Below are 24,903 nucleotides of genomic sequence, written 5' to 3'. Positions count from 1 at the left end.
TTCTCCTTCTTTCTCCTTCTTTCTCCTGACTCCTGACTCGGTGACTCCTGACTCGGTGACTCCTATTCTTGTTTCATCAAAGTCAGTTCAATATAATCTTCACTGGGTTGTTCAATGCTCACTTCTACATTGGGACCAAAATATTTGGTCATTTTTTCGTGCTTTTGTTGCCAAGTATCAAAAGTGATTAGTGGTGAATCAAATTCTAGAATTAAGGTATAAGCTCCATTAATTTCGGTTTCTCGCAAACCTTTGACTATTGGTCTTTCTTCGTCAGTGGGACTTAAACCCAGAAAAGCAAGTGCTATATCTAGATGAGCTTTTTGTCCATAACAGTTGCGTGTGATGTCCTTGCGGATTTTATTTTGTGTAACGGTTGCTTGTTGCTTTCTGAGTTCTAGGATTGGTGGCGTGGTAGTTTGGCTGAAGGGTATGGGTTTAAGTTCATTAGCTTTCAGGGCTAAACCTCCCAGTAACAGGGGAAAACCATAAAAAAATCCCACTAGATTGAGGGTAGCGTTATCCGCAAAGTAGGCAACAAAACCTGTGATGGTCAGTATACTCCCTATTGTTAGACCAAGTGTTCCCAAAGAAATTTTGCCGAGCATAATTTAATATTAGTATAATTTATTTTCATCTTTTATTATCATCGCTGATTAGTGCCATATTGGGAAAGAGAATATTGAGATTTTTCCTTTTTGCGTTAACTTTAGATTTGAAGTGTTTCAAAACTGGAAGCAAAAAAATGGATATTCAGATAATTAAAGACCGAATTACCACTGTCAAAGGTAAACGTGAACGGTTGCTGAGTTTATTAGAACAACCCAGCTTAGGGACTTTAAGAGTTGATGTCAATCAAGCTTTGGAAGAGTTAGATGATTTAATTGATGAGTTTAAACGGACTATTCCCGAAGCAGGAAATAATTAACTTAAGTTGTTAGTTATCTAAATTGAGGCTGGTAATTGATAATTGTAATTATCAATTACCTGTGAATTGATACGGTATATTACAGGTAAATGCGGTACTAATTTTAATCACAGAGCAATTACAAAACAGGTATTTTACCACTGATACATAAATTTATTATTAAGCAGAACGCTACCCTGCTTCTGGAAATGCAGAATATTCCCGTCTGTTCCCTAATTGTCTGACTAAAGCAATGAGTTCTTTGGTAGGAATATCTTTTGTGCAAACTTTATCAAAGTGATGCTCAGTTTTGTTGTGCTGAAATGATGATTCATCTACGGATGAATAAGCCAAAATCTGAGTAGTTGGGGATATAGCTTTGATGTAATTAGATGCTGACCAACCATCCATAATTGGCATTTGTAAATCGAGAATGATCACGTCAGGTTGATAGAATTGAACCATTTCTATAGCTTCTTGACCATTACTAGCTAACCCGACAACGTGAATATTTTCTTGAACAGAAAAAACTAGTTGTAGGCTTAAACGAGTGAGTTCATGATCATCAACTACAAGAACACGCAACTTAGAAGAATCATGGGACAACATTAACATTCCAGAAAAAGAATAAGTAGCAATTCTTATAGTTTATGAGTATAAGTTGAATAATTCACTCTATCTTATGGATGAATTTTAGTCATAAAAAGCTGATATTCATGCGAAAATCGCATTTTAAAATGGTTTTTTTGCATAGTGTTGGCATAATAGATTCGCAACTTAGGAAACTGGCATATTCACATAGTGGATCATCTTCAACATATGTTAGTTATCACCGCAAAATGGTATGTAAATTCAAATATGGTGATATTACTCCATAGACTCCCCTACCCTTTGGAAACATTTTTGTTGAAAGGGTAAGGATGGGCTACCAGAGGCTTTTGCTTATGAGCTAAAGCCACGCCTGCGCTATGAAAATTTAAGATTATTATTCACCTTTGCTGCAACTAATGAGAGTTTAATTTATGCCAGCAGAGCGTAAAGTCATAGCCATAATAGTTTTTTGAGAATTAGCTTCTGGACAGTTTTCACCGGGGCATCTTTGGATATAACTACCATCAGATTGTAAGTCCCAAGCATGACGATTATCTGCCAACATAATTCCTAATATCTCTTGTAGATCTTTAGCAATTTCTTGGTCTTTAATGGGGGTAATTACTTCGACTCGGCGATCTAAATTGCGACGCATCCAGTCAGCACTGCCAATATATATTTCTTCTTGACTATTGTTGTAGAAGTAATATATGCGGGAATGTTCCAAAAAGCGGCCAATAATGCTGATAACGCGAATATTGTCGCTAAGATTTGGTAGTCCGGGACGTAAACAACATATCCCGCGAATAATCAGGTCAATTTTGACTCCAGCCCGAGATGCTTCGTATAAAGCAAAAATGATTTGTGGATCAACTAGGGCGTTCATTTTGGCAACAATGCGGCCAGAAAATCCATTATGGGCATTTTCAATTTCCCGGTAGATTAATTCCAGAAAGCGATCGCGCATATTCACAGGTGCTACCATAATTTCTCGATAGGATTTTTGGCGAGAGTAGCCTGTTAAAAAATTAAATACATCTGTTAAATCTGCACCTAATTCTTCTCGACAACTAAATAAGCCTAAATCTGTATAGAGTCGTGCGGTTTTCTGGTTGTAATTCCCAGTCCCAATGTGTACATAACGGCGCATTCTGTCTTTTTCCCGTCGCACTACTAAGACAATTTTGCTATGGGTTTTTAAACCGACTAAACCATAGACAACATGAACCCCAACTCTTTCTAAACGCCTTGCCCAATAAATGTTATTTTCTTCATCAAATCGGGCTTTTAATTCCACTAATACGGAAACTTGTTTCCCATTTTCAGCCGCAGCAATTAAAGCATTAACTATGGGTGAGTCTCCAGAAGTCCGGTAGAGAGTCATTTTGATGGCTAGGACATTGGGATCATGGGCGGCACTAGTAATAAAGCGTACCACTGTACCAGAGAAGGATTGATAGGGATGATGTACCAGCAAATCTTTTTCGCGAATGACGGAAAAAAAGTCTTTTCCTTCTTCTGGTTCGAGAACATCAGCATCAATATTCGGTTCTCGTAGTCGTTGTAAGCGGGAAGGAACGACGGATTGACGTGGGGAATCTTTAAGTTCTGGTAATGGTAGTGCCAGAAAATACATTAAATCCCGCAGTGCCAAAAGACCATCAACTTCATAAATATCGCTTTCGGTTAATCCCAAATCTTCTAAGAGACGGGAACGAACTGATTGAGGGGTTTGGGAGCGAATTTCTAACCTGACGGTATTCCCACCCATGCGACGTTTGCGAAGTTCCTGTTCAATGGCTAATAACAGATCATCTGCTTCGTCTTCTTCTAATTCCAAATCAGCGTCACGGGTAATGCGGAAGGGGTGATATTCTTGAATATTCATCCCTGGGAATAGAGATTCTAGGTTATGAGCGATCGCTTGTTCTAAAGGAATCCCTGTCCAGTTAGCAGTTTTACCATTGTCTTGCATTCTCAACTCTGGGGGTAAAGGCAAAAATCTTGGTAAAACTTGAGGAACCTTGACTCTGGCAAAAAACTCTTCTTCTGTATCGGGATTTTTTACCACTACTGCTAGATTTAAACTGAGATTAGAAATGTGGGGAAAGGGATGACTAGGATCAACAGCAAGGGGAGTCAGAACCGGAAAAACCTGTTCTTCAAAATAGTTATCTAAGTAACTCCGCTGTTTTTGATTTAGTTCTATGTAATCCAGAATATAGATTCCCTGTTGTACTAACAGTGGTTGAAGAATGTCCTCAAATTCGGCGTTAAGTTTTTTGAGTTGGGGAATTAGTTGCAGACGAATATGATCTAGTTGTTGTTGTGGTGTGCGGCCATCGGGAGTTAATAAATTAACAGTGGCTTCTACCTGTTGTTTTAAACCTGCCACTCGCACCATAAAAAACTCATCCAGATTAGAACTAAAAATGGCCAAGAATTTCAGCCTTTCCAACAGAGGAGTTCTGGGATCACAAGCTTCATGCAACACCCGATGATTAAATTCTAGCCAACTTAACTCACGGTTGATGTAGTATTGTGGATCACTCAAATTCATGGAAGCAGAATTCTTTTTTGGTTTCGGCATGATCACCTAGATTAAGGCAGATATTGCCCATAGAGCATGAATATAAATATCTTAATTGCTAGTGAACTTTTTTACCCAAGATATATCTCATAATATTGTGTACTTTATGTCAAGTAATTAATATGAAATCATACTCAGCCTATTTTATCCACACTAAAGATATTACAGTCGCTCAAGCAGTATTTAGTAAGATAGTACCCATTGCAGACTCATCTTGGTTGATGTGTAATTTTACCAAAGATGACGAACCTCCAGAAGATGAGGTACTTTTAGGACAAGCATCCCTTACTGAAGCTAAATCACAACAACTCGACGAGATTATTTTTATCTACGGTGATACCTCAATTGATGGATTTGTATATGAACATAGACTAAATGGGATGTTGATGCGTAAGCTTGTATGGTTTCCGCTACTGGATGATGATGATTGGCAATGTGGTTGGTTATGCGCTGAAGGTGAACCAGAAGAGTGGGAAAAAATCTTTTTCAGTCCACATAATCTTAAACAATTCCTGGAATGGGAAAAGGGAAGATATGAGGATGAAGGTAAAGAAGCAGAATTCTCAATAAGAAAAGCGGAAATCATAGAAATATGGAAGACTGGCAAAATTATTCCTGGAAGTACATTTCCTTTATGCGATGGTAGTATGGCTATTTTTGTGGAAGAAAGTTATGGCATTAAACGGAAAATATAGGAATTAAAAATTAAAAAAAATCAGGAACAGGAAATTTTATATCAAGAGTGTAAATTGATTTTATGTCTATCTATCTATTTCAAGCAACTCGTCGCCATTTAGCAATTTGGTACACTGCCATAACTGCAATTTTATTATTATTATTTGCTAGTGGCGTGTATTTGTATGTTCGCAGTACATTAATTGAGAGAATTGACGATACATTATATCATGTGGTGGAAGTTGTCGAGCGTTCTTTAGTAATTGAACCTATAAATTTACAACCTAATCAACTGCGAGTAAATGTAAAAGCTAGTTTTCCTAATAATGCAGAAAATGCTGAAGATGATCGCATTGATTTAGAGTGGTTTAGTCCTAATGGTCAATTAATGTGGTCAACTTTTTCGCAAATATTAGATATTCCTATTCATACCTATCATACAGGTGAAACTGTGCGAATAGAGGGAATAGGAGGATGGGGAGAATCTGCACAGTTATTTAGACAAGTTACGAAAAGGATAGAAATAGGCAGGCAGGTTTTAGGATATTTGCGAGTGAGTCATCCTTGGTTTGAGGTGACAAAACCCAGCCGAGAATTAATTTTTGATTTGGCTTTAGGCATTAGTTTGATGGTATTGGCTGTAGCGTATAGTGGTTGGTTTTTATCTGGAAAGGCAATGGAACCAGTGGGGGAATCTTACCAACGCTTGAAACAATTTACTGCTGATGCTTCCCATGAATTAAGAAGTCCTATTGCTTTAATTCAAACTAATGTCCAAATTGCCTTAGCTGATTTAGATGCAGAAGAAGAAAAAAATGCAATTGAATATAAACAACAATTAAAAGTTATAGAAAGATTAACCCAAAGATTAGGAAAGTTAGTTAATGATTTGCTATTTTTAGCTAGACAAGATAGCGGCATAAGCATGGATTTATTTTCCTCTTGTCCTCTTGATGCTTTATTGATGGAAGTTGTCGAAGAACAACAATTTGTAGCTAGAGAAAAACAAATTAATCTGGTTTTGAATTTAGTTGATTCTCCTTTAACGGCAGTTAATCCCGAATTACTAGAAAACTGGTTTACTCTCACGGGGAATTGGGAGCAATTAGTCAGATTATTTACAAATTTAATTGGTAATGCTTTGCAATATACTCCAGCACAGGGAGTAATAAAAGTGGAGTTAGAAAGAATAGAGGGGATAAATCGAGTTACAGGAATGCGTTATACTAGTTCTCATTTACAAATAAAGGTCAGTGATACAGGAATTGGTATTCCTACGGACGCGCTACCAAAATTATTTGACCGCTTTTATCGAGTTGATCCAGCACGAACGCATAGAACTGAGAAAACGGCTACTGCTAAAACTACTGGTTCAGGATTAGGATTAGCGATCACTCAAGCCATTATCGAACATCATCAAGGACAAATTCAAGTGGCCAGTAATCTGGGAGAAGGTACTACTTTCACGGTAACTCTACCCATTTTACCCCCAAATAATAATCAAGTCTGAACTATGATTTGTTTGATTTATGTGATTCTTATGACTAATCAAGTCTGAACTATGATTTGTTTGATTTATGTGATTCTTATGACTAATCAGGTCTGAACTATGATTTGTTTGATTTATGTGATTCTTATGACTAATCAGGTCTGAACTATGATTTATGTGATTCTTATGACTAATCAAGTCTGAACTATGATTTGTTTGATTTATGTGATTCTTATGACTAATCAAGTCTGAACTATGATTTGTTTGATTTATGTGATTCTTATGACTAATCAGGTCTGAACTATGATTTGTTTGATTTATGTGATTTTTATGACTAATCAAGTCTGAACTATGATTTGTTTGATTTATGTGATTCTTATGACTAATCAGGTCTGAACTATGATTTGTTTGATTTATGTGATTTTTATGACTAATCAGGTCTGAACTATGATTTGTTTGATTTATGTGATTCTTATGACTAATCAAGTCTGAACTATGATTTGTTTGATTTATGTGATTCTTATGACTAATCAAGTCTGAACTATGATTTGTTTGATTTATGTGATTTTTATGACTAATCAAGTCTGAACTATGATTTGTTTGATTTATGTGATTTTTATGACTAATCAAGTCTGAACTATGATTTGTTTGATTTATGTGATTTTTATGACTAATCAGGTCTGAACTATGATTTGTTTGATTTATGTGATTTTTATGACTAATCAGGTCTGAACTATGATTTGTTTGATTTATGTGATTCTTATGACTAATCAAGTCTGAACTATGATTTGTTTGATTTATGTGATTCTTATGACTAATCAGGTCTGAACTATGATTTATGTGATTCTTATGACTAATCAAGTCTGAACTATGATTTGTTTGATTTATGTGATTCTTATGACTAATCAAGTCTGAACTATGATTTGTTTGATTTATGTGATTCTTATGACTAATCAAGTCTGAACTATGATTTGTTTGATTTATGTGATTCTTATGACTAATCAAGTCTGAACTATGATTTGTTTGATTTATGTGATTTTTATGACTAATCAAGTCTGAACTATGATTTGTTTGATTTATGTGATTCTTATGACTAATCAAGTCTGAACTATGATTTGTTTGATTTATGTGATTTTTATGACTAATCAAGTCTGAACTATGATTTGTTTGATTTATGTGATTCTTATGACTAATCAAGTCTGAACTATGATTTGTTTGATTTATGTGATTTTTATGACTAATCAAGTCTGAACTATGATTTGTTTGATTTATGTGATTCTTATGACTAATCAAGTCTGAACTATGATTTGTTTGATTTATGTGATTTTTATGACTAATGACTAATGACTAATGACTAATGACTAATGACTAATGACTAATGACTAATGACTAATGACTAATGACTAATGACTAATGACTAATGACTAATGACCAATCTCTCTGATTTTGTTAAGCTATCTGATAGCGTTAAGTTAGCTATAAGATTTTAATATTCAGACTAGGAAGTGGTAGTGTGCCAAAACATATTCAGTTAATTTCCATTGTAGTTGCCTGTAGTTTATGGAGTTTGCCGAAAGCTGCTCAGGCTCAGGCATTCATCCCTCATACCGTGCAAATTGATAATGCTCAGTTAGAGAAACAGGGATTGGGTTTAGCACAGGAAGCGGCTCAGTTAGCTCAGTTTCAACAGGTTGAACCAGCTTTAATCAGAGCGCGGTTAGCGAGCAAACTAGCCCCGCAGAATGATAAAGTCTGGTGGCTGCTGGGGAGTTTACATTTACAAAATCAAGAATTTGATCAGGCTGTTACCTCCTTGAGCAAAGCCCAAACCCTCAATCCTAAAAATCCGGAAGTGCAGTTTGCGTTAGGTTCAGCTAAGTTTCAAAAAAAAGATTACCAAGGAGCTATCACCCATTATCAACGGGGTTTGAAATTAAAACCCAATTATTCTGGGGGGTTGTTTGATTTGGGTAATGCTTACTATATGCTAAATAAATTCCCAGATGCGATCGCTCAATTTAATTTGGCAGTCAACCAAGATAAAAAGTTTTGGCCAGCAATTAATAATATTGGCTTAATTAAGTACGAAGAAGGTGATGTTCCCGGCGCAATTCAGCAATGGCAAACAGCAGTTGGTATTGATAAAAAAGCCGCAGAACCTTTATTAGCCCTAGCTGTAGCTTCCTATAATCGGGGCGATAAACAAAAAAGTTTACAAATGGGAGTATCTGCACTCCGCATAGATTCCCGTTATGCCGATTTAAATTTTCTCAAAGAAAACCTTTGGGGGAAACGCCTACTTTCAGACACCAAAAAATTCTTAGAATTACCGGAAATTAAATTAGCCTCACAACCACGGGAGGAAATACCAACACCATAAAAGGGAATTTTAGATTTTAGATTTTAGATTTTAGATTTAATTTCTCTAAATCCAAACTCCAAAATTTAATTTCCCAACTATCCAGGTGGTAAAAGTGCCATGATTTGGTCAATAAACAGTTGGTGATCAATTACAGGCTTAGAAATATAACTATCAGCGCCACTTTGGTTTAAAAAGTTCTCCCGATCACCTTCCATAGCGTGTGCTGTCACTAAAATAATCGGTAAGTTAGCTGTTTGTGGGTCAGATTTTAACATTTGTGTGATTTTTATACCATCAACAGATTTCCCTTGATATACACTATGTGACAGAGACACATCCATTAAAATCAAGTCTATTTCACCAGCTTGGGCAATTTTCATGACCTCTTCCACATTTTCTGTATGTTTTACCCCTAAACCCCCGCGTTTAGTCAGAATTTTAGAAAAAACCCGAGCATTAATTAAATCATCTTCCACAATTAGAACAGTTTTCATCAGACTTTATACTAAATAGGGCTAACATCTAATCAATATCTATTGTATTTTTAATAGTCTATAAGCATAGATCACATCCAAGATAATACTACCGCTTTTTCTCTCTATGAGTATCAAGATTGTGTGAGTATTTCTATGTTATCCGTTATGCTGTGATCTTAGAACGTGTTATCTTCTAGCGGCTGTTGTGTAGTGAAAATTCAGGGAAAAACCTCATGGCAAAACAGTTAAACCTTCTCTCCAAGGGACAGGTCATCACCACCGCCCTGCACACCGAAATGCAACGGTCATACCTAGAATATGCCATGAGTGTGATTGTGGGGCGAGCCTTACCAGATGTCAGAGATGGGTTGAAACCAGTACATCGGCGTATCTTATATGCCATGCACGAACTCGGTTTAACACCAGATCGACCTTACCGAAAATGCGCCCGTGTGGTGGGAGATGTTCTCGGTAAATATCATCCTCACGGTGATCAATCAGTTTATGATGCCTTAGTTCGCTTAGTTCAAGACTTTTCTAGCCGTTATCCCTTACTAGGGGGACATGGTAACTTTGGCAGTGTTGATAATGACCCCCCGGCAGCAATGCGTTACACAGAAACCCGTCTCGCACCTGTGGGACATGAGGGAATGTTGGCGGAAATTGCCGAAGAAACTGTGGATTTTACGGGAAATTTCGACAATTCCCAACAAGAACCAACAGTGCTACCTGCTCAATTACCATTTTTGTTACTGAATGGTTGTGCAGGAATTGCCGTAGGTATGGCTACAAATGTTCCCCCCCACAATTTGGGAGAAATCGTAGATGGGTTAATTGCCTTAATTGACAACCCAGATTTAAGCGATGAAAAATTATTTCAAATAATTCCCGGTCCAGATTTTCCCACAGGTGGAGAAATTATTGATCATGGCGGCATTAGGGAAGCCTATACCACTGGCAAAGGCAGTATCGTCATGCGCGGTATTGTCACAATGGAAGAAATTCCCGCTACTAGGGGAACTAAGCGCCGGACAGCATTAATCGTCACCGAACTGCCCTTTCAAGTTAATAAAGCTGGTTGGATTGAAAAAATCGCTGATTTAGTCAATCAAGGTCGTTTAGTGGGCATTTCTGACATTCGAGATGAGAGCGATCGGGAGGGAATGCGCGTAGTTATTGAACTTAAACGCGATACCAATCCCCAGGAATTACTCCAGCATTTGTATCACCAAACCGCTTTACAAACAACATTTGGCGCGATTCTCTTGGCGATAGTTGATGGACAACCCCGCCAATTAACCCTAAGGCAACTATTAGAGGAATTTCTCAAATTTCGAGAACAAACCCTCAATCGTCGCTACAATTACGAATTAGAGAAAGCAGAAAATCGGGTAAATATCCTGGCAGGATTGCTGAAAGCTTTATCAAATCTGGATGATGTTATTGCTATATTACGACAAGCACCTGATGGCAGTACAGCCAAGATGACACTTTGTAGCCAGTTAGATTTAACTGAGGTCCAAGCAGATGCCATTTTGTCTATGCCTTTACGTCGTCTTACCAGTTTAGAACAGCAAAACTTACAACAGGAATTTGATAAACTCAGCCAGGAAATTACCCTATTGCGGACATTACTGGAAGATAGACGGGAATTACTCAAAGCCCTGAAAAAAGATTTACGCACGCTTAAACGTAAATATAATGACCCCCGCCGCACCAAAATAGTCCATACTCAAGAAAAACCAGTCTCACAAGAGAAAGGTAAAGCTAAACAACCAGCAATAGTAGCCGAAGATAATTCCCCGGCGAAAATTCCCAATCCCAAACCGGAACAACCCGCAGAAGAAACCATTTTAGAAGTTACTCAACGGGGTTACGTGCGGCGCATTTCCCCCAATAGCAAAAAAACAAAAGGGGAAAACGGACTACTAGATCATGATTTCCTGATCCAAACTGCATTAACTAATACCCACAAAGACCTGTTAATTCTCACTAGCGGTGGTAAAGTCTACCCCATTACTGTGGGAGATATTCCCCTCATTACTGGACGTTCAGCGCGGGGAACGCCATTGATTACCATGCTTACCAGCGCCGCCCAAGGTAACACTGAAGGTATTATTACCCGTTTTTTGCTCCCAGAAAAACCCGAAACATCGGAAATGGTGCTGTTAACGAAGGAAGGACGGATTAAACGCCTATCTTTATCGGAATTTGTGAATTTCTCACGGCGAGGAATTACAATTTTGAAACTTAAAGATCATGACGAATTAGCTTTTACCCAATTCATGAGCAGCGGACAACATCTAATTTTGGCTAGTTCTAGCGGTCGGCTGTTAAGGTTTCCGGTTAATGATGAACAATTACCGATTATGGGTCGGGCTGCAATGGGGTTACAGGCATTCCGTTTATTGAAAAATCAGCACATGGTTGGCTGTGTCAATGTCAGCAAAGATGACCAATTATTGCTAGTGACGGAAGAAGGATCTGCCAAAATCATGGATGCAAATCAGTTGAGGGCTGCTAATCGGGGCGATTTAGGGATACAACTTTTGAAATTTAATAATAAAACAGACAATTTAGCGGCTATGGTACCAGCAAAACCAGGTTCGGAGGTCGCATTACTGACCAATAAGGAGCGAGTTATTCGCGTATCGGTAGATGCAGTTCCTAATCTCAGTAAGGATAGTAAGGGTGAAAGTATCTGTCAACTCAACAGAGATGAGAGGATTATCAGTGTGGTGGAAGTAGAATAGGGTTTTGAGTGGGAACAAGAACCCCACCCCCAACCCCCTCCCTGACAAGTGTAGGTTTTTTACATTGAGATTGATAATAGGGCTAGACTTGGCAGACAAGGAGGGAAAGTGGACAAGGAGGAAGGACAGAGAAGAATTAAAACCTATGAAGATAGGGAACATATCGGGCAGAATTTTCCGGTTCTTTCTCTTCACACTCCCTTGTCTACTTTCCTTGATTTCTATAGAAGAATTATCAATTGAAGTACAGGTTTCGCAATTTGCGAAAATTACAACTAAGATGCGAAGCGAACCCAGTGAACGCCAAAAAATTCGTGATTTGATTAATCCCCATACAACTACCTTAACTAAGGCATTAAATGAATTTATTCGAGATGCCAAAAAGAATCTCCCTTCTCAATATCATGAGTTAGTCTTAATTGCTGATAACTTAGATAGAATTGTCCCTATAACTAAAGCAGATAACCGCAGCAATCATGACGAAATTTTTATAGACCGTAATGAACAACTGAAAAATTTAGATTGTCATTTAGTTTATACCATACCAATTTCTTTACTTTATTCTGACCGCGCAGCATCATTAACAGATATCTATGGAACTTCCCAAGTTTTACCAATGATTATGGTACAAACTTCTGAAAATGAACCTTACCAAAAAGGGATTAATAAAGTTATTGAACTTCTCCAAAAACGACTAAATACAGTAGATTCTAGTAAATCTATTGTTGATTTCTTTGAAAGCAGGTCATCTTTAGAGATGTTATGTTTAATGAGTGGCGGTCATGCGCGGAATTTATTATTATTAATGAAGCAAGCCCTGAAATACACAAACACTTTACCTATTTCTAACAAAGCCTTGCAGCGTTCAGTTAGCGAATTGCGAAAGACATATAAAGATACCATTTATGCGAATGAATGGGAAGCTCTAGCAAATGTTCATCATTCCAAAGAAATAGTTAATGATCAACTATATCGGGGTTTATTATTTAATCGTTGTATTTTAGAATATCGTTATCTCGAACCAGATGGAGGAAGTAACGTTTGGTATGATATTCATCCTCTGATTAAAGGAATAAAAACATTTCAGGACACATATAATCATTTATATCCTGGATAGTTAGACCTCTCCCTAACCCTCTCCTAAGAGGAGAGGGGACAGGAAAAACAATAAACATAACTTGAAAGTTGTTAAAATGGTTATTTTAAAGCCTCTCTCCTTGTAGGAGAGAGGTTTGGAGAGAGGTTTTTACGTAAAGTTTATTATTATCATCTATTTAAAACAATGCCTCTTAAACTCAGTGATTGGGATCATGATTTACCAATAGAAGAAGATGAAGAATATCAAGCCTTTATTCGTACACTCCAATTTACAGAAGGCTTTGGTATATTATTTGTGCGCTGTTCTCCCGCTGGAGGTGAACAATTAATTAGTAAAGTTAAAGAAGATATTAATGATAAAAATATAGAAGTTATCAAATTAGATAAAGACGTTACTAACTTATATGAGATAGTTGATAAATTAGATCATAAAAGCCAGATAAATATTTTATTTATTACAGGTTTAGAGTCTGCATTATATGAATATGAAGAATGTAAAAAATTATCAGGTTGGAGTAGCAAAGAAACTCATCATTATAGTTGGGAAGGTGTACCACCGATTTTAATTAACATCAACCAACAGCGAGAACGGTTTAGAGATAGTTTTAATATTTGTTTTATATTTTTATTACCGCAGTTTGCAATTAAATATTTTATTCACCGCGCCCCTGATTTCTTTGATTGGCGTTCTGGTTTATTTGATTTTCCTTTAGATTCCGCAACTCTAGCAGAAGAAGCCACAAGGATTATTCAGGAAGGAACTTATGAGAAATATGTGAATTTAACAAATGAAGAAGCAAATCGGAAAATTCTAGAAATTATAGATATTATTGAACATGAAATAGATAATGAACAAAAAGCTAAATTATTTTTTGAATTAGGTTATTTGCAAGCAGTTAGAAAAAATTATGAAGAAGCCATATCTTCCTACGACAAAGCAGTGGAAATTAAACCTGATGATCACGAAGCTTGGTACAGCCGGGGCATTTCTCTATACAATTTAGGTAGGTATGAAGAAGCCATATCTTCCTACGACAAAGCTGTGGAATTTAAACCTGATTACTACGAAGCTTGGGACAATCGGGGTATTGTACTACGTAACTTAGAAAGGTATAAAGAAGCAGTTGCGTCCTACGACAAAGCTCTAGAAATTAAACCTAATAATTACGAAGCTTGGAATGATAGAGGTTTAGCCCTACATGAGCTAGGATTGTACATAGCATCTATTACTAGTTGCGAACAAGCTATTGCTATTAAACCAGACTTTGCTTGGGCTTGGAACAATAGGGGGCGTTCCCTAAATAATTTAGGTAGGTATGAAGAAGCTATATATTCCTACAACAAAGCTGTGGAATTTAAACCTGATTACTATATAGCTTGGGATAATCGAGGTATTTTGCTAAGTAGATTAGGCAGGTATGAAGAAGCCATATCTTCTTACGAAAAAGCTGTGGAATTTAAACCTGATGATCACCAATCTTGGAACAACCGTGGCATTTTGCTAAGTAAATTAGGTAGGTATGAAGAAGCCATATCTTCCTACGAAAAAGCTGTGGGATTTAAACCTGATTTATACCAAGCTTGGTACAATAAAGCTTGTGTTTATGCCCTGCAAGGTAATATTGAAAAAGCAATTAAAAATCTAAAAACAGCAATTAATTTGAATCCTGATAAGTACCGTAAAATGGCAAAAACTGATTCAGACTTTGATGCTATTCGGGAAGATGAACGTTTTCAAGAATTGATTAAATAAATTAGGTATAATAGGCATATACTGAATATTATTAATTATGAAGTGATAATTAAAGTGTATCCTAAATTTTGGCATATTAGGGTAACTTGACGAATATTTTCTAAACAATAAGCAGTATAATGATTAAAGATATTAAGGAGCTAATTATATGCAGATAAAACTTAAATCGAAAGTTGATGCACAAGGTAAATTATTCCTACAACTTCCCCAACAATTAGCTAATCAAGAATTAGTAATTATTATTACGGATTCTTCTGAAGAAAAAATACCAACACCAGAAGAATTAGGATATCCTGCTGATTTTTTTGATAAAACTGCTGGAAAATGGGAAGGTGAAGTTTTAGTTAGGGAAAATTTAGTTGATTGTGATCAAAGAATTTGGGATATTGAATGATGATTTACTTGTTAGATACTAATACCTGTATTCAATATTTAACCGGACGTAGTGAAAATGTAATTAATAAATTTAAAACTACTCATCGTGAAAATATTTATTTGTGTGATGTTGTCAAAGCAGAATTATACTATGGAGCTTATCGTAGTGTAAAACAAGAGCAAAATTTAGCTTTATATGAGTTCTTTTTTTTTCAATATATCAGCTTACCTTTTGATGGAAAAGCAGCTAAAATTTATGGTGAAATTCGTTCTCAATTATCAAAACTAGGTACTCCTATCGGTGCTTATGATTTTCAAATTGCTGCTATTGCATTAGCTAACAATCTTATTTTAGTAACTCATAATACTAGAGAATTTCAAAGAGTTGAAAATCTACAACTTGAAGATTGGGAAGTACAGTATTTGCGGTGATATTAAGTAGAACGCACTAAAATACCGCTATCAGGTTCAATAGCAATGTACCAACCATAGTATTTATCTAGTTCTTTACTCCTAACTCATCACTATGACACACAACCACGACCACGAACACCATCATCACCACGGACATGAACACCATAGTCACGCCCCTACCACATTTAATCGTGCTTTTGCCATTGGTACTGCACTGAATATAGGATTTGTCATAGTTGAAGCAACCTATGGCTATTTAGCCCACTCTCTAGCTTTGTTTGCTGATGCTGGTCACAACTTGAGTGATGTTTTAGGACTTCTCCTAGCATGGGGGGCAAGTTCCCTTGCTCGTCGTCCTCCCAGCCACCGCTATACCTATGGTTTGCGTGCTTCTTCTATTTTAGCAGCTTTAATAAATGCTGTGGTGTTGCTTTTGTCTATGGGTGCTATTGCCTGGGAAGCTATCCGCCGCTTTCAGGATTCTGCTCCAGTGTCAGGAGAAACTATTATTGGTGTTGCCCTAGTGGGAATTATCATTAATACTGTTACCGCCCTGATGTTTATGTCAGGACGCAAAAGCGACTTGAATATTCGGGGAGCATTTTTGCACATGGCTGCTGATGCTGTGGTATCACTAGGCGTTGTGGTAGCGGGAATTGCTATTTTATTCACCCATTGGCTATGGCTTGACCCATTGGTTAGCTTAGTGCTGGTGGCAGTTGTAGTGGTTGGGACGTGGCACTTACTCAGAGACTCTGTAAATTTGGCACTTGACGGAGTACCAGCAGGAATTGAGCCGCGAGCTGTGAAAAATTACTTAATTGAATGTCCTGGTGTTTTGAAAATTCATGATCTACATATCTGGGCTATGAGTACGACGGAAACTGCACTCACGGTTCATTTAGTGATGCCTGGAGGCTACCCTGGTGATGCTTTTTTATGGGAAGTTTCTCAGGAACTGGAACACCATTTTGGTATCAAACATTCTACTGTTCAGGTAGAAATGGGCGATTCTGCTTATCCCTGTGCTTTAGAGCCAGATCACGTTGTTTGACACTCTCAGGGCTAAAGCCGCTGAGATTCTTGGTTCAACGAGTCCACTTAGTTTAGATCCCTTGCAGTATCTAAGCCAGAGGTGGTTCTCTCCCCAAGCGTTAACTTTCCCTTTGCCCGAAGGTAGTTGCATTACTGCAAATTTTGCTTGAGTTTAAATTCTGTGTTGTCTAGCTCCCATGAAGATTTTACCTATTCCTGGGTAGGAAACTAAAACTATGGAATAGAACCCTATATCCTCAATTGTCAAGGTACAGATTGCCGTTAGGCAGTTAGGTTTTTATACAGGTTGATTACCATTCCTGTTGTGAATAGTATAACATCATCAAATACAAAGGCGATAAACCTTTGCTCATTTTAACCAATCTTTACAAAAAGAAAAACTCTATGCGGTTAAAACCGCACGAGTCGCTTATATCTCAGGTCTAAAGACACTGAGTTTTACGCTTACCGGATGCTCTTATAAATAAATGTTGTTTTTTTTTGCAAAAAAAATGTTATATTTATTTATATAAAGCAACAAAGCTTAATAAATCCTAATTTGGAGTGCGAACCATGACTAATGCAACAAAAACAACTACTGCCCCTATAGCAACTGATCGTAATGCGTGGCAATGGGGTTTTACACCGGGAGCAGAAATCTGGAATGGCCGTTTAGCAATGATTGGTTTTTTAGCAGCAGCTTTAATTGAAATATTTTCTGGTCAAGGCTTTCTTCACTACTGGGGAATTTTGTAATTTTTCCGTAACATGATTTTGGATTAATTAAAAGCCTGGTAGTTGGTCAGTAACCCAGCCCTAAAGGGACTGAGCTTGCAAGAGAAATCAAACAAGCTGTACTGACCAGACCACCCTGAGCATAGTCTCAGGGTAGCCGTTATTTGAGTCACGACACCCACCGAATGCGAAGCTAGTTCCCTGCTCTGTCGCTTGTGATTAAACAGTTCTAAGGTCACTGGAACAGTGTTGCAAGCTTAACAAGCTCTTATAACAGGTCGAAGCTAACATCACCCCGAAAGGGAGGCTCTTTGGAGCAAAACATTATGCGTACAGAGTTGAGAAATTTGAATCGGTAATTGTCCCGTTGAAAGTACATCACAACAGTACCCCGAATTTCCCAACTCCAAGGCGGTAATGAAACAAGATTCAATGCGGTTAAAACCGCCCGTGTCGCTTCCCTCTCAGGTCTAAAGACACTGAGTTTCCCGCATACCGCGAGGTCTTATGATAACTGCCAGGTTATTTATCTGGGAATATTAAGGTATACTTGTATCAGTTCCAATAACCTCCAATAATTGAAGAATCTCATCCCCTACAAATAAAATTGTAAATATAAAATAACGGTGTTAGGTGACATTTTCCTCATTATTTTAAAAATATTGTTTTGTCATGAATAATCAACTTCTGAAAGAAAAATTACAAGCAACAATCAAAAACAATCAATCTAAAAATGATGGTTCTCCTATTACTAATTTAAAGCTTGATCAAACTTTAGGTGCAGAAATTGAAGAATTAACAAGGGAACTAGAAAGTCTCAATCCTCATCCTCAACCTCTTATCCATGCTACGGCTTTGTTAGAGGGGGCTTGGCAATTACAATACTCTACAGCTAGAGAAATTCGCTCTTTAGATTCTCTACCATTGGGATTACAAATAGGTAAGGTTTATCAAGTAATTAATATTGCCGATAAACTATTTTTTAATATAGCTCAAGTTAAACATCCTCTAGGCTTAATATCAGGATATGTGAAAGTAACAGCCAGTTTTGAACCTGCTATGGACACATCAAACCTAGCAGATAAACGCATCAATGTTTATTTTGATAAACGGTATTTAGCCATTGAAAAAATTGTAGGTATTAACACTCCTAAATTAAATCCATTTAAAGTTATAGTCGCTAATAATCCTCAAGGGAGAATTGCCACTCTCGATATTACTTATTTAGATGAAACTTTAAGAATTGGCCGTGGGGGAGATGAAAGTTTATTTATTCTCAATAAAGTCAATGATTTACCTAACTTAGCCTGTTAAATTCACGTTCTGACTTCAAAAAGATATAGCTACAGTTTTTCCTTTGCGGGGTATCTCTACTCCATTTAGGTAAGTTTTCTTTGACTTATCTATGGTATTAATCTTTTGATTGCTATACTTATTATCTGCACCTTTAGTTTGTTTTTTGGCCTGATTCATAATCTCAGCAATATCGTTCGTATAAGTATCTGGATAACCCTGTAATGATGGGCAATAACCACCAAATAAAGTCTCTGCCTGTATGGGAGTTATCTCTTGCAAAAATAAACTGATATCAATCTGATGAGTATTGGAATCTATTATTTTATCCATTGTTTTAATGAAAATGATAAATACATCTATACTCTATGCTGGCAAAAATCCTGATAATTTTAATCTATCTATAGGCTTATATTTAAGCTACTCCTCTTTTTGAACACGGATTTTACGGATTTAAGGATTTCACGGAGTGAAGGATTTTTTCCTCACTGAAAGGGTTTAAATTCCTGTCTGAAACTGTTTTATTTGCGAATAGATAAACTACTTGATGATTGCGTTCGCATTTTTCTAGTTTCTTCCAGAATTTTGTCTATATCCTCTTGAGATAAACGTTGAATGTAGTTAATTTTTACTTCTTCTAAAAAGTCATTTAGCAAACTTTGAATTTCTGCCAACACTTGTTTTTGCTGAATTTCTGAAGTTAATGAAGTTGTAAATTTTTCTATTAGCTGAGTGGAAAGTTTTGCCGCAACAGGATCTTTAATGGTACTAGCTAAAGCAGCATAGATATTATTAGTAATTTGGGTGGCTAGTTGTTCACTAATTTGTGTTTGGGCTTTACCTAATCCTGGTAGCAGGAGAATGTTATTATAGCCTGGTAACTGCTGACAAGCCATTTCAATACTATGGCACAAGATCGCATTTACTTCTGGTTGAATTTTTGGTAATACTTGATTAACAAGGGTTTTAATGAACAATCCAGTAATTGCTTCTATTTCATTGATATTATTAATATCTATATAAGAACGCACATTATCTGACTGTAATAACCAACGGGTCATCTCACCTCGTTGAATTGAACCTTGAATTTGGTTGATTACTTGTATTATGACAATTTCTGTAATTTCTTCCGCAAAATTGGCAAGAAGACCTTGATGAATTTGCCGTCTAATTACATAAAAATCAATTAACTTTGCTTGATCTAGTCGCACTGTTACTGGAATGATTCGTAACCATTGCCAAATTGGTATTAGCAATAATAGATCATACCATCGCCAGAGAACTGCTTCTAACCAACTTAAATGATTATATTTCTGCTTGATTAAAAAAGTCCGTCCTAATAATTCTGTAGCAAATAGAATTACAAAGGGTAAATCAATTATCCAAAAATTATTGAGCAATCCCCCATTTTCATCAATTTTACGATAATAGTTGATGGCAATTCCAGGGCGAATTTTTTGGTTGAAAAAATCTATTTCCTGATTCCAACCATTTTTAGATAAATACTCCTGACTCCAAAAAGTATTAAATGCTGCTTTGGCAGATTTTTGGCCGACGTGTTCCCGCATTCGATTTTTGATTTTTTCCAGAGTTCCACTCTTTCCGGCACTTGCAAAAGGATTAGTTTCAATCATTTCTTGGCTAAGAAAACGAATGTCTGCTAATTTAGCTTTGACTTGAGATGAGACTAAGCCAGTTTGAGTTACCTGTTTTTCTAATCCAGCTACTGCTTCTAAATACTTTTTTGTGTCTCGATGAGGTTCAATTCCTTTAATTGGATCGTACAAGCGAGTAATTGCTGGAACTCTACGGAAGTAAAAATCTCGCCAAGGTACATAACTTAAATCAAAAAAAACTAACACTAGGTTGACAGTGGCGGTAATTGCCATTATCTTTTCAAACCATAATTTTTTCTGCTGGGAAGTTGTTAACTTATTCATGATTCTTTATATAATGAAAGGCTTTGGCTGTAATATTCTGGCCTATGATGTTTATCGCAACTCAGAATTAGAAGCTTTAGGTGGAAAGTATGTAGACTTACCTGAACTTTTTGCCAATGCTGATATTATCTCATCATTTAATTAATAGCGAAGCGATCGCTCAGATGAAACCAGGTATAATGATTATTAACACTAGTCGGGGTGCATTGATTGACACCCAAGCAGTAATTGAAGGGTTAAAATCGGGACAAATTGGTTATCTGGGTGTGGATGTTTACGAACAAGAATCGGAATTATTTTTTGAAGATTTGTCTAAAGAAATCATTCAAGATGATGTTTTTCAACATTTGACAACTTTCCCTAATGTTCTCATTACTGGACATCAAGCTTTTTTTACAAAAGAGGCTTTGCAGAATATTGCTGATACTACTTTTGCTAATATAGCTGACATTGAAAAAGGTCGTACCTGTGCCAATGAAATCCGTTATCAACCAGAAACAGCTTTAGCGGGGTGATTTTTCATATTGATTAATAATCAATTAGAGTCAGATTAATCAAAATTTATGAATGATCGCAAAAACTGTGATTAAAGAAACTTAAAATCCACTTGTGATACTCTTGATTTTACTGGTTTACTTCCAAGGAGTTTTTATTATGTGGTGTAGTTTCGACAAATCTAGAATAACAATAGCTTTAACCTGTATAGTAGCAGCTAGTGTTGTGAGTTCGGACATAGCTTTTGCTGCCCGTCAGCGCAACTATAACCCAGAGGAATTCCGATCTGTGTTACGGGGGTTGGGTTATAACGTTAAAGTTACAAAAGATCCTCTAACTGATGAGGAAACTAAAAAAGCCATCACTCAATTTCAAACAGGCTACAAGCTAAAGGTGGATGGGAAAGTAGGTCCCCAAACCCAAGATCAAGCCGCTATGATTGTCCAAATTTTGCAAGCTAATTTAAATACTGTACTCAAACCAAAAACTCCACTTCCCAGGGATCAATTCTATACTCCTCAAACGGAAGAGTTAGTAAAGGAGTACCAGAAAAAACATCAACTTCCAGAAACTGGTATTGCTGATTTACAACTTCGTCAAAGACTAAATGAAGAAGTTAAAACTATCATTAGTACCCCGGTAACTAACCCAACTCCTAAAGCCACACCAACAGCTAAACCAACGGCTAAACCTAAAGCCACACCAACGGCTAAACCTACAGCCACACCAACGGCTAAACCTACAGCCACACCAACGGCTAAACCTACAGCCACACCAACGGCTAAACCTAAAGCCACACCAACGGCTAAACCTAAAGCCACACCAACGGCTAAACCTACAGCCACACCAACGGCTAAACCTAAAGCCACACCAACGGCTAAACCTAAAGCCACACCAACGGCTAAACCTACAGCCACACCAACAGCTAAACCTAAAGCCACACCAACAGCTAAACCTACAGCCACACCAACAGCTAAACCTACAACTACACCTACACCTACACCTACACCCGAAAAGTAAAGCCAAGAATTAGGAAGTAGGAATGACAGGCTCTTCGGCCTGTCGTATATTTACTTAACCGTAAATACTATTTAGCTTTTCAATTTTAAAGCTTCTGCTGCGGACATTCCTTCACCTTGAGTACCGAAATACCATAAAGCTGCACTGGCTTCGGCACGAGTTACAGGTTTTTTAGGTTGAAATAAGGTTGTATAGCCAAAAACTCGGCGAATATTCGATTGTTCAGCATTCTGAAAATCAGCCAAAACTGCTCTTAAAGCTTTGGGTTCAATGCTACCTGCATCTTGAAAACCCCAAGTTTGTTTAACGGCTTCTAAATTAGCAACAGGTAAGGCTTGACGGGTATCTAAAGGAATTTTCCACAAAAGTAATTGTTCTCGCGTTAAAGGTGCATCAGGACGAAATAAAACTGCTGTGGTATCTCCAGACAAAGCACTAGGAATTAAACCTGCTTCGGCTAATCCCTGAATGGCTGGAAAATCAGGATCTTTGCTGAGGATATCCCTGAAAGTTGGTTGTGTGCTAGTGGCTGCTAACCGAATTTTTTTAGCTGGATTGTTAGCATACATGGCATTATTAGCCGCAACTAACCAGCGAGCATATTCTCGACGGGTGATAATTTTATCAGGTAAAAATTCGTTATTTGTTTTGGGTTCGATAGATAAAACACCTAATGCTGCTAAATCTTGAATGTGTCCGCGCCATTCTGGAGGTGCTTTTTGAATATCAGTAAATTCTTGAGTTGTTAAAATCTCAGGTTGGCTAGTTGGCTGGGTTGTTATGTTGGGACTATTAGTATTAGGTAAAACTGGACCAATAAATTCAGAATTATTGGATGAGGTAACTGGATTAGTAGCTGTGGTTTGAGAATTAGACGAATATTCAATTACTAATTTAGTTGCTGTTTGTGGTTGATTGGGTGCAGCTTTCGTAACTGTTTGTGGTTTAATTGTGAGGTTGATGAGTAAATCATTGCGTCGGGCTGAAACAGTCCCCTCTACATCATCTGGAGGCTGTTGGACAATCTGCCAGTTTTTAGCCTGGAATTGCTGACGATAAAAGCTGGTAATGAGATTACTAGGATCTGCACTTTGCCAACGAATTGATATTTTATTTTCAGAATTAGCCGGGATAACTTCCTCTAGTGTGGCATTAGGATAAATGGGGATATCTGCGGGAAAATCAGCAGGTAACTTAATTATGGATGTGTTGGGGTTGGGTGTTACTTGCTGACTCTGAGGTTTGCCAAAAGGAACAGGATTATTTTGCAACTGAGGATCAGCAGCTAATGATTGTTGGAGGTTTTTAGCGGATTGACTATTGGTACAAGCTGTTAAGGAAGATAGTAAAACAGCAAAACTCAGGAATACAGCCGGACGGTTACGAAAAAACACAAAGAAATCACAAATTGATTTTCACTTTCTACACTAGCATTTTTGGTGATAATAATACTTGCGCCATTTTTTTGCTTTGTTGGGTTGAGCCAAGAGAAACCCAAGGTATTTGTTGGGATACGTGCCTTAACCCCACCTACGAATCAAGGAATTTTTTGATTTGAACAAGGTATTGAGATTAAAAACCTAGATCGAATTAGAATAGGAAGAATCTAAAATAGATATTAAATTAGAAAAAACAACGGACATTAAGCAATCTCATTGCATTTTACTGTCTGTAAAGCGTCCCCAGGTTGTTACCAGTGCTGAAACAAGATGTCATGCAAGTTTCCCAGGATCAGCCTATTTATTCTGAGGCTCCACTCCAACTACTGCTGTTTGTTGATGGACGAACTCAGTCTCGTCAACAAGTACAGCAAATTCGCGCTTACTTAAAGGAATTAGAGGCTGGGTATAGTTTTGAACTACAAATTATTGATGTTGGCGAACAACCCTATTTAGCGGAACATTTTAAGTTAATAGCAACTCCTGCTTTAGTTAAAATTCATCCACAACCCCAACAGACTATTGCTGGTACTAATATTATTCCGCAATTAAAAATCTGGTGGCCACGTTGGCAAACTTCTGTGGATACTTTTTTGAGTTTACAGGAAGATTCTCCAGAACTTATGGATGAAAAGAGTCGGGTAAACTTGCCTAAGTTTACCATTCATTCGGTTGCAAGTTCGGCGGAGACGATTCAACTATCAGATGAAATTTTTCGGTTAAAGCAGGAAAAGGAGAAACTGCAAGAACAGCTACAATTCAAAGACCGAGTAATTGCGATTTTGGCACATGATCTTCGTAATCCTCTCACGGCTGCGGCGATCGCTATTGAAACTCTTCAATCTACTTATAATCCAGATACAGGGGAGTTTACACGCCTGAAACCAGGACTGGCTATACATTTATTAAAACAAGCTCGGGCGCAAACACGGATCATTGATCGGATGATTGCTGATTTGTTACAAATCGGGCGTAGTGAGGATACAGATCTGCCTATCATCCCACAAAAGTTACAATTAGGAGAACTGTGTTTACAGGTATTAGATGAATTGAGCGATCGCTATATTGCCAAATCCCAAACAGTGGAAACAGATATTCCCCAAGATTTACCCTATGTATATGCTGATCCTGAACGAATTCGCCAAGTGCTAGTTAATCTTTTAGATAACGCCATCAAATATACACCTGCGGGCGGCGTTATTACTGTGGCGGGACTACATAGGACTACGCAAAAAGTGCAATTTAGTGTTGGTGATACAGGTCCGGGTATTCCTGAAGAAAACCGCAATCGCATTTTTGAAAATCTTTTCCGTCTCCAACGTGATCAAGCCACAGATGGCTATGGAATTGGTCTTTGTTTATGTCAACGCATTATCCGCGCTCATTACGGTCAAATTTGGGTAGATTCATCTCCCCACGGTGGTGCATGGTTTCATTTTACAATGCCAGTATATCCATCGTAG

Annotated in this window: 21 protein-coding genes and 1 pseudogene; 15 read left to right on the top strand and 7 right to left on the bottom strand. The window is 37.3% G+C overall.

Translation table 11 applies throughout. The features are described 5' to 3' along the window. Positions 1-62: 62 nt before the first annotated feature. Positions 63-608, bottom strand: a complete 546-nt coding sequence (locus tag EZY12_07580) for a DUF2854 domain-containing protein (GenBank protein QSX69467.1) — start codon at positions 606-608, stop codon at positions 63-65. Between the two features lie 137 nt (positions 609-745). Here EZY12_07580 and EZY12_07575 point away from each other — a divergent pair, with 137 nt between their 5' ends. Beyond that, positions 746-928, top strand: a complete 183-nt coding sequence (locus EZY12_07575) for a hypothetical protein (GenBank protein ID QSX69466.1) — start codon at positions 746-748, stop codon at positions 926-928. 171 nt (positions 929-1,099) lie between these two features. On the opposite strand, the gene EZY12_07570 is transcribed toward EZY12_07575, so the two are convergent. Both EZY12_07570 and ppk1 read right to left on the bottom strand, forming a co-directional pair. Beyond that, positions 1,100-1,522 (bottom strand): response regulator transcription factor, encoded by a 423-nt coding sequence (locus tag EZY12_07570; GenBank protein QSX69465.1) that lies wholly within the window; start codon positions 1,520-1,522, stop codon positions 1,100-1,102. A 400-nt stretch (positions 1,523-1,922) separates the two neighbouring features. Then, a complete protein-coding gene (ppk1, locus tag EZY12_07565; GenBank protein ID QSX69464.1) occupies positions 1,923-4,088 on the bottom strand; it encodes a polyphosphate kinase 1 in 2,166 nt (721 codons plus the stop codon). A 122-nt stretch (positions 4,089-4,210) separates the two neighbouring features. Between ppk1 and EZY12_07560 the strand changes: the two genes are divergently transcribed. The 3 genes from EZY12_07560 to EZY12_07550 all read left to right on the top strand — a co-directional run bounded on the left by EZY12_07560 (position 4,211) and on the right by EZY12_07550 (position 8,632). Further along, the gene (locus EZY12_07560; GenBank protein ID QSX69463.1) at positions 4,211-4,783 is read left to right on the top strand and encodes a hypothetical protein; all 573 of its coding nucleotides are present in this window, start codon (positions 4,211-4,213) and stop codon (positions 4,781-4,783) included. A 62-nt stretch (positions 4,784-4,845) separates the two neighbouring features. After that, positions 4,846-6,273: a HAMP domain-containing histidine kinase gene (locus tag EZY12_07555; GenBank protein ID QSX69462.1), complete on the top strand. Its 1,428-nt coding sequence runs from the start codon at positions 4,846-4,848 to the stop codon at positions 6,271-6,273. Positions 6,274-7,765: 1,492 nt separating this feature from the next. Further along, positions 7,766-8,632, top strand: coding sequence for a tetratricopeptide repeat protein (locus EZY12_07550; GenBank protein QSX69461.1), 867 nt, complete (start codon positions 7,766-7,768; stop codon positions 8,630-8,632). A gap of 77 nt (positions 8,633-8,709) precedes the next feature. Here the strand turns inward: EZY12_07550 and EZY12_07545 are convergent, their stop codons facing one another. Beyond that, positions 8,710-9,108, bottom strand: a complete 399-nt coding sequence (locus EZY12_07545) for a response regulator (protein QSX69460.1) — start codon at positions 9,106-9,108, stop codon at positions 8,710-8,712. Between the two features lie 215 nt (positions 9,109-9,323). Between EZY12_07545 and EZY12_07540 the strand changes: the two genes are divergently transcribed. The 8 genes from EZY12_07540 (at position 9,324) to EZY12_07505 (ending at position 18,567) form a co-directional block, all read left to right on the top strand. Next, positions 9,324-11,843: a DNA topoisomerase 4 subunit A gene (locus EZY12_07540; protein ID QSX69459.1), complete on the top strand. Its 2,520-nt coding sequence runs from the start codon at positions 9,324-9,326 to the stop codon at positions 11,841-11,843. 145 nt (positions 11,844-11,988) lie between these two features. Further along, positions 11,989-12,960, top strand: coding sequence for a hypothetical protein (locus tag EZY12_07535; GenBank protein ID QSX69458.1), 972 nt, complete (start codon positions 11,989-11,991; stop codon positions 12,958-12,960). Positions 12,961-13,125: 165 nt separating this feature from the next. Then, complete coding sequence (locus EZY12_07530; GenBank protein QSX69457.1) at positions 13,126-14,694, top strand: tetratricopeptide repeat protein; 1,569 nt, start codon at positions 13,126-13,128, stop codon at positions 14,692-14,694. A 148-nt stretch (positions 14,695-14,842) separates the two neighbouring features. Then, the gene (locus EZY12_07525) at positions 14,843-15,088 is read left to right on the top strand and encodes a hypothetical protein (protein QSX69456.1); all 246 of its coding nucleotides are present in this window, start codon (positions 14,843-14,845) and stop codon (positions 15,086-15,088) included. After that, positions 15,088-15,501: a type II toxin-antitoxin system VapC family toxin gene (locus tag EZY12_07520; protein ID QSX70564.1), complete on the top strand. Its 414-nt coding sequence runs from the start codon at positions 15,088-15,090 to the stop codon at positions 15,499-15,501. Before EZY12_07525 ends, EZY12_07520 begins: the two co-directional genes overlap by 1 nt. A gap of 94 nt (positions 15,502-15,595) precedes the next feature. Continuing rightward, positions 15,596-16,537 (top strand): cation transporter, encoded by a 942-nt coding sequence (locus EZY12_07515; GenBank protein ID QSX69455.1) that lies wholly within the window; start codon positions 15,596-15,598, stop codon positions 16,535-16,537. Between the two features lie 554 nt (positions 16,538-17,091). Further along, positions 17,092-17,274 (top strand): high light inducible protein, encoded by a 183-nt coding sequence (locus EZY12_07510; GenBank protein ID QSX69454.1) that lies wholly within the window; start codon positions 17,092-17,094, stop codon positions 17,272-17,274. Between the two features lie 651 nt (positions 17,275-17,925). After that, positions 17,926-18,567 (top strand): fimbrial protein, encoded by a 642-nt coding sequence (locus EZY12_07505; protein QSX69453.1) that lies wholly within the window; start codon positions 17,926-17,928, stop codon positions 18,565-18,567. A gap of 15 nt (positions 18,568-18,582) precedes the next feature. Here EZY12_07505 and EZY12_07500 read toward each other — a convergent pair whose 3' ends face one another. Both EZY12_07500 and EZY12_07495 read right to left on the bottom strand, forming a co-directional pair. Further along, a complete protein-coding gene (locus EZY12_07500; protein ID QSX69452.1) occupies positions 18,583-18,879 on the bottom strand; it encodes a hypothetical protein in 297 nt (98 codons plus the stop codon). Between the two features lie 188 nt (positions 18,880-19,067). After that, positions 19,068-20,486, bottom strand: coding sequence for a hypothetical protein (locus EZY12_07495; GenBank protein ID QSX69451.1), 1,419 nt, complete (start codon positions 20,484-20,486; stop codon positions 19,068-19,070). Here EZY12_07495 and EZY12_07490 point away from each other — a divergent pair. Next, a pseudogene (locus EZY12_07490) lies at positions 20,479-21,001 on the top strand (2-hydroxyacid dehydrogenase). The gene EZY12_07495 and the pseudogene EZY12_07490 overlap by 8 nt on opposite strands. 139 nt (positions 21,002-21,140) lie before the next feature. Further along, a complete protein-coding gene (locus EZY12_07485) occupies positions 21,141-22,001 on the top strand; it encodes a peptidoglycan-binding protein (GenBank protein QSX69450.1) in 861 nt (286 codons plus the stop codon). Between the two features lie 71 nt (positions 22,002-22,072). On the opposite strand, the gene EZY12_07480 is transcribed toward EZY12_07485, so the two are convergent. Further along, positions 22,073-23,395, bottom strand: a complete 1,323-nt coding sequence (locus EZY12_07480; GenBank protein QSX69449.1) for an S-layer homology domain-containing protein — start codon at positions 23,393-23,395, stop codon at positions 22,073-22,075. A gap of 302 nt (positions 23,396-23,697) precedes the next feature. Between EZY12_07480 and EZY12_07475 the strand changes: the two genes are divergently transcribed. Further along, positions 23,698-24,903, top strand: a complete 1,206-nt coding sequence (locus tag EZY12_07475) for a histidine kinase (protein QSX69448.1) — start codon at positions 23,698-23,700, stop codon at positions 24,901-24,903.

The organism is Dolichospermum sp. DET69, from assembly GCA_017355425.1.
Taxonomy (GTDB): domain Bacteria; phylum Cyanobacteriota; class Cyanobacteriia; order Cyanobacteriales; family Nostocaceae; genus Dolichospermum.
This window is presented reverse-complemented; position numbering and strand designations above follow the sequence as displayed.

Bases quoted from the DNA above. Each gene is read 5' to 3' on its own strand.
- EZY12_07545 (QSX69460.1), bottom strand. From the start codon at position 9,108: ATGAAAACTGTTCTAATTGTGGAAGATGATTTAATTAATGCTCGGGTT.
- EZY12_07520 (QSX70564.1), top strand. From the start codon at position 15,088: ATGATTTACTTGTTAGATACTAATACCTGTATTCAATATTTAACCGGA.
- EZY12_07555 (QSX69462.1), top strand. From the start codon at position 4,846: ATGTCTATCTATCTATTTCAAGCAACTCGTCGCCATTTAGCAATTTGG.
- EZY12_07580 (QSX69467.1), bottom strand. From the start codon at position 608: ATGCTCGGCAAAATTTCTTTGGGAACACTTGGTCTAACAATAGGGAGT.
- EZY12_07575 (QSX69466.1), top strand. From the start codon at position 746: ATGGATATTCAGATAATTAAAGACCGAATTACCACTGTCAAAGGTAAA.
- EZY12_07515 (QSX69455.1), top strand. From the start codon at position 15,596: ATGACACACAACCACGACCACGAACACCATCATCACCACGGACATGAA.
- EZY12_07500 (QSX69452.1), bottom strand. From the start codon at position 18,879: ATGGATAAAATAATAGATTCCAATACTCATCAGATTGATATCAGTTTA.
- EZY12_07570 (QSX69465.1), bottom strand. From the start codon at position 1,522: ATGTTAATGTTGTCCCATGATTCTTCTAAGTTGCGTGTTCTTGTAGTT.
- EZY12_07495 (QSX69451.1), bottom strand. From the start codon at position 20,486: ATGAATAAGTTAACAACTTCCCAGCAGAAAAAATTATGGTTTGAAAAG.
- EZY12_07505 (QSX69453.1), top strand. From the start codon at position 17,926: ATGAATAATCAACTTCTGAAAGAAAAATTACAAGCAACAATCAAAAAC.
- ppk1 (QSX69464.1), bottom strand. From the start codon at position 4,088: ATGCCGAAACCAAAAAAGAATTCTGCTTCCATGAATTTGAGTGATCCA.
- EZY12_07525 (QSX69456.1), top strand. From the start codon at position 14,843: ATGCAGATAAAACTTAAATCGAAAGTTGATGCACAAGGTAAATTATTC.
- EZY12_07540 (QSX69459.1), top strand. From the start codon at position 9,324: ATGGCAAAACAGTTAAACCTTCTCTCCAAGGGACAGGTCATCACCACC.
- EZY12_07530 (QSX69457.1), top strand. From the start codon at position 13,126: ATGCCTCTTAAACTCAGTGATTGGGATCATGATTTACCAATAGAAGAA.
- EZY12_07535 (QSX69458.1), top strand. From the start codon at position 11,989: ATGAAGATAGGGAACATATCGGGCAGAATTTTCCGGTTCTTTCTCTTC.
- EZY12_07560 (QSX69463.1), top strand. From the start codon at position 4,211: ATGAAATCATACTCAGCCTATTTTATCCACACTAAAGATATTACAGTC.
- EZY12_07485 (QSX69450.1), top strand. From the start codon at position 21,141: ATGTGGTGTAGTTTCGACAAATCTAGAATAACAATAGCTTTAACCTGT.
- EZY12_07510 (QSX69454.1), top strand. From the start codon at position 17,092: ATGACTAATGCAACAAAAACAACTACTGCCCCTATAGCAACTGATCGT.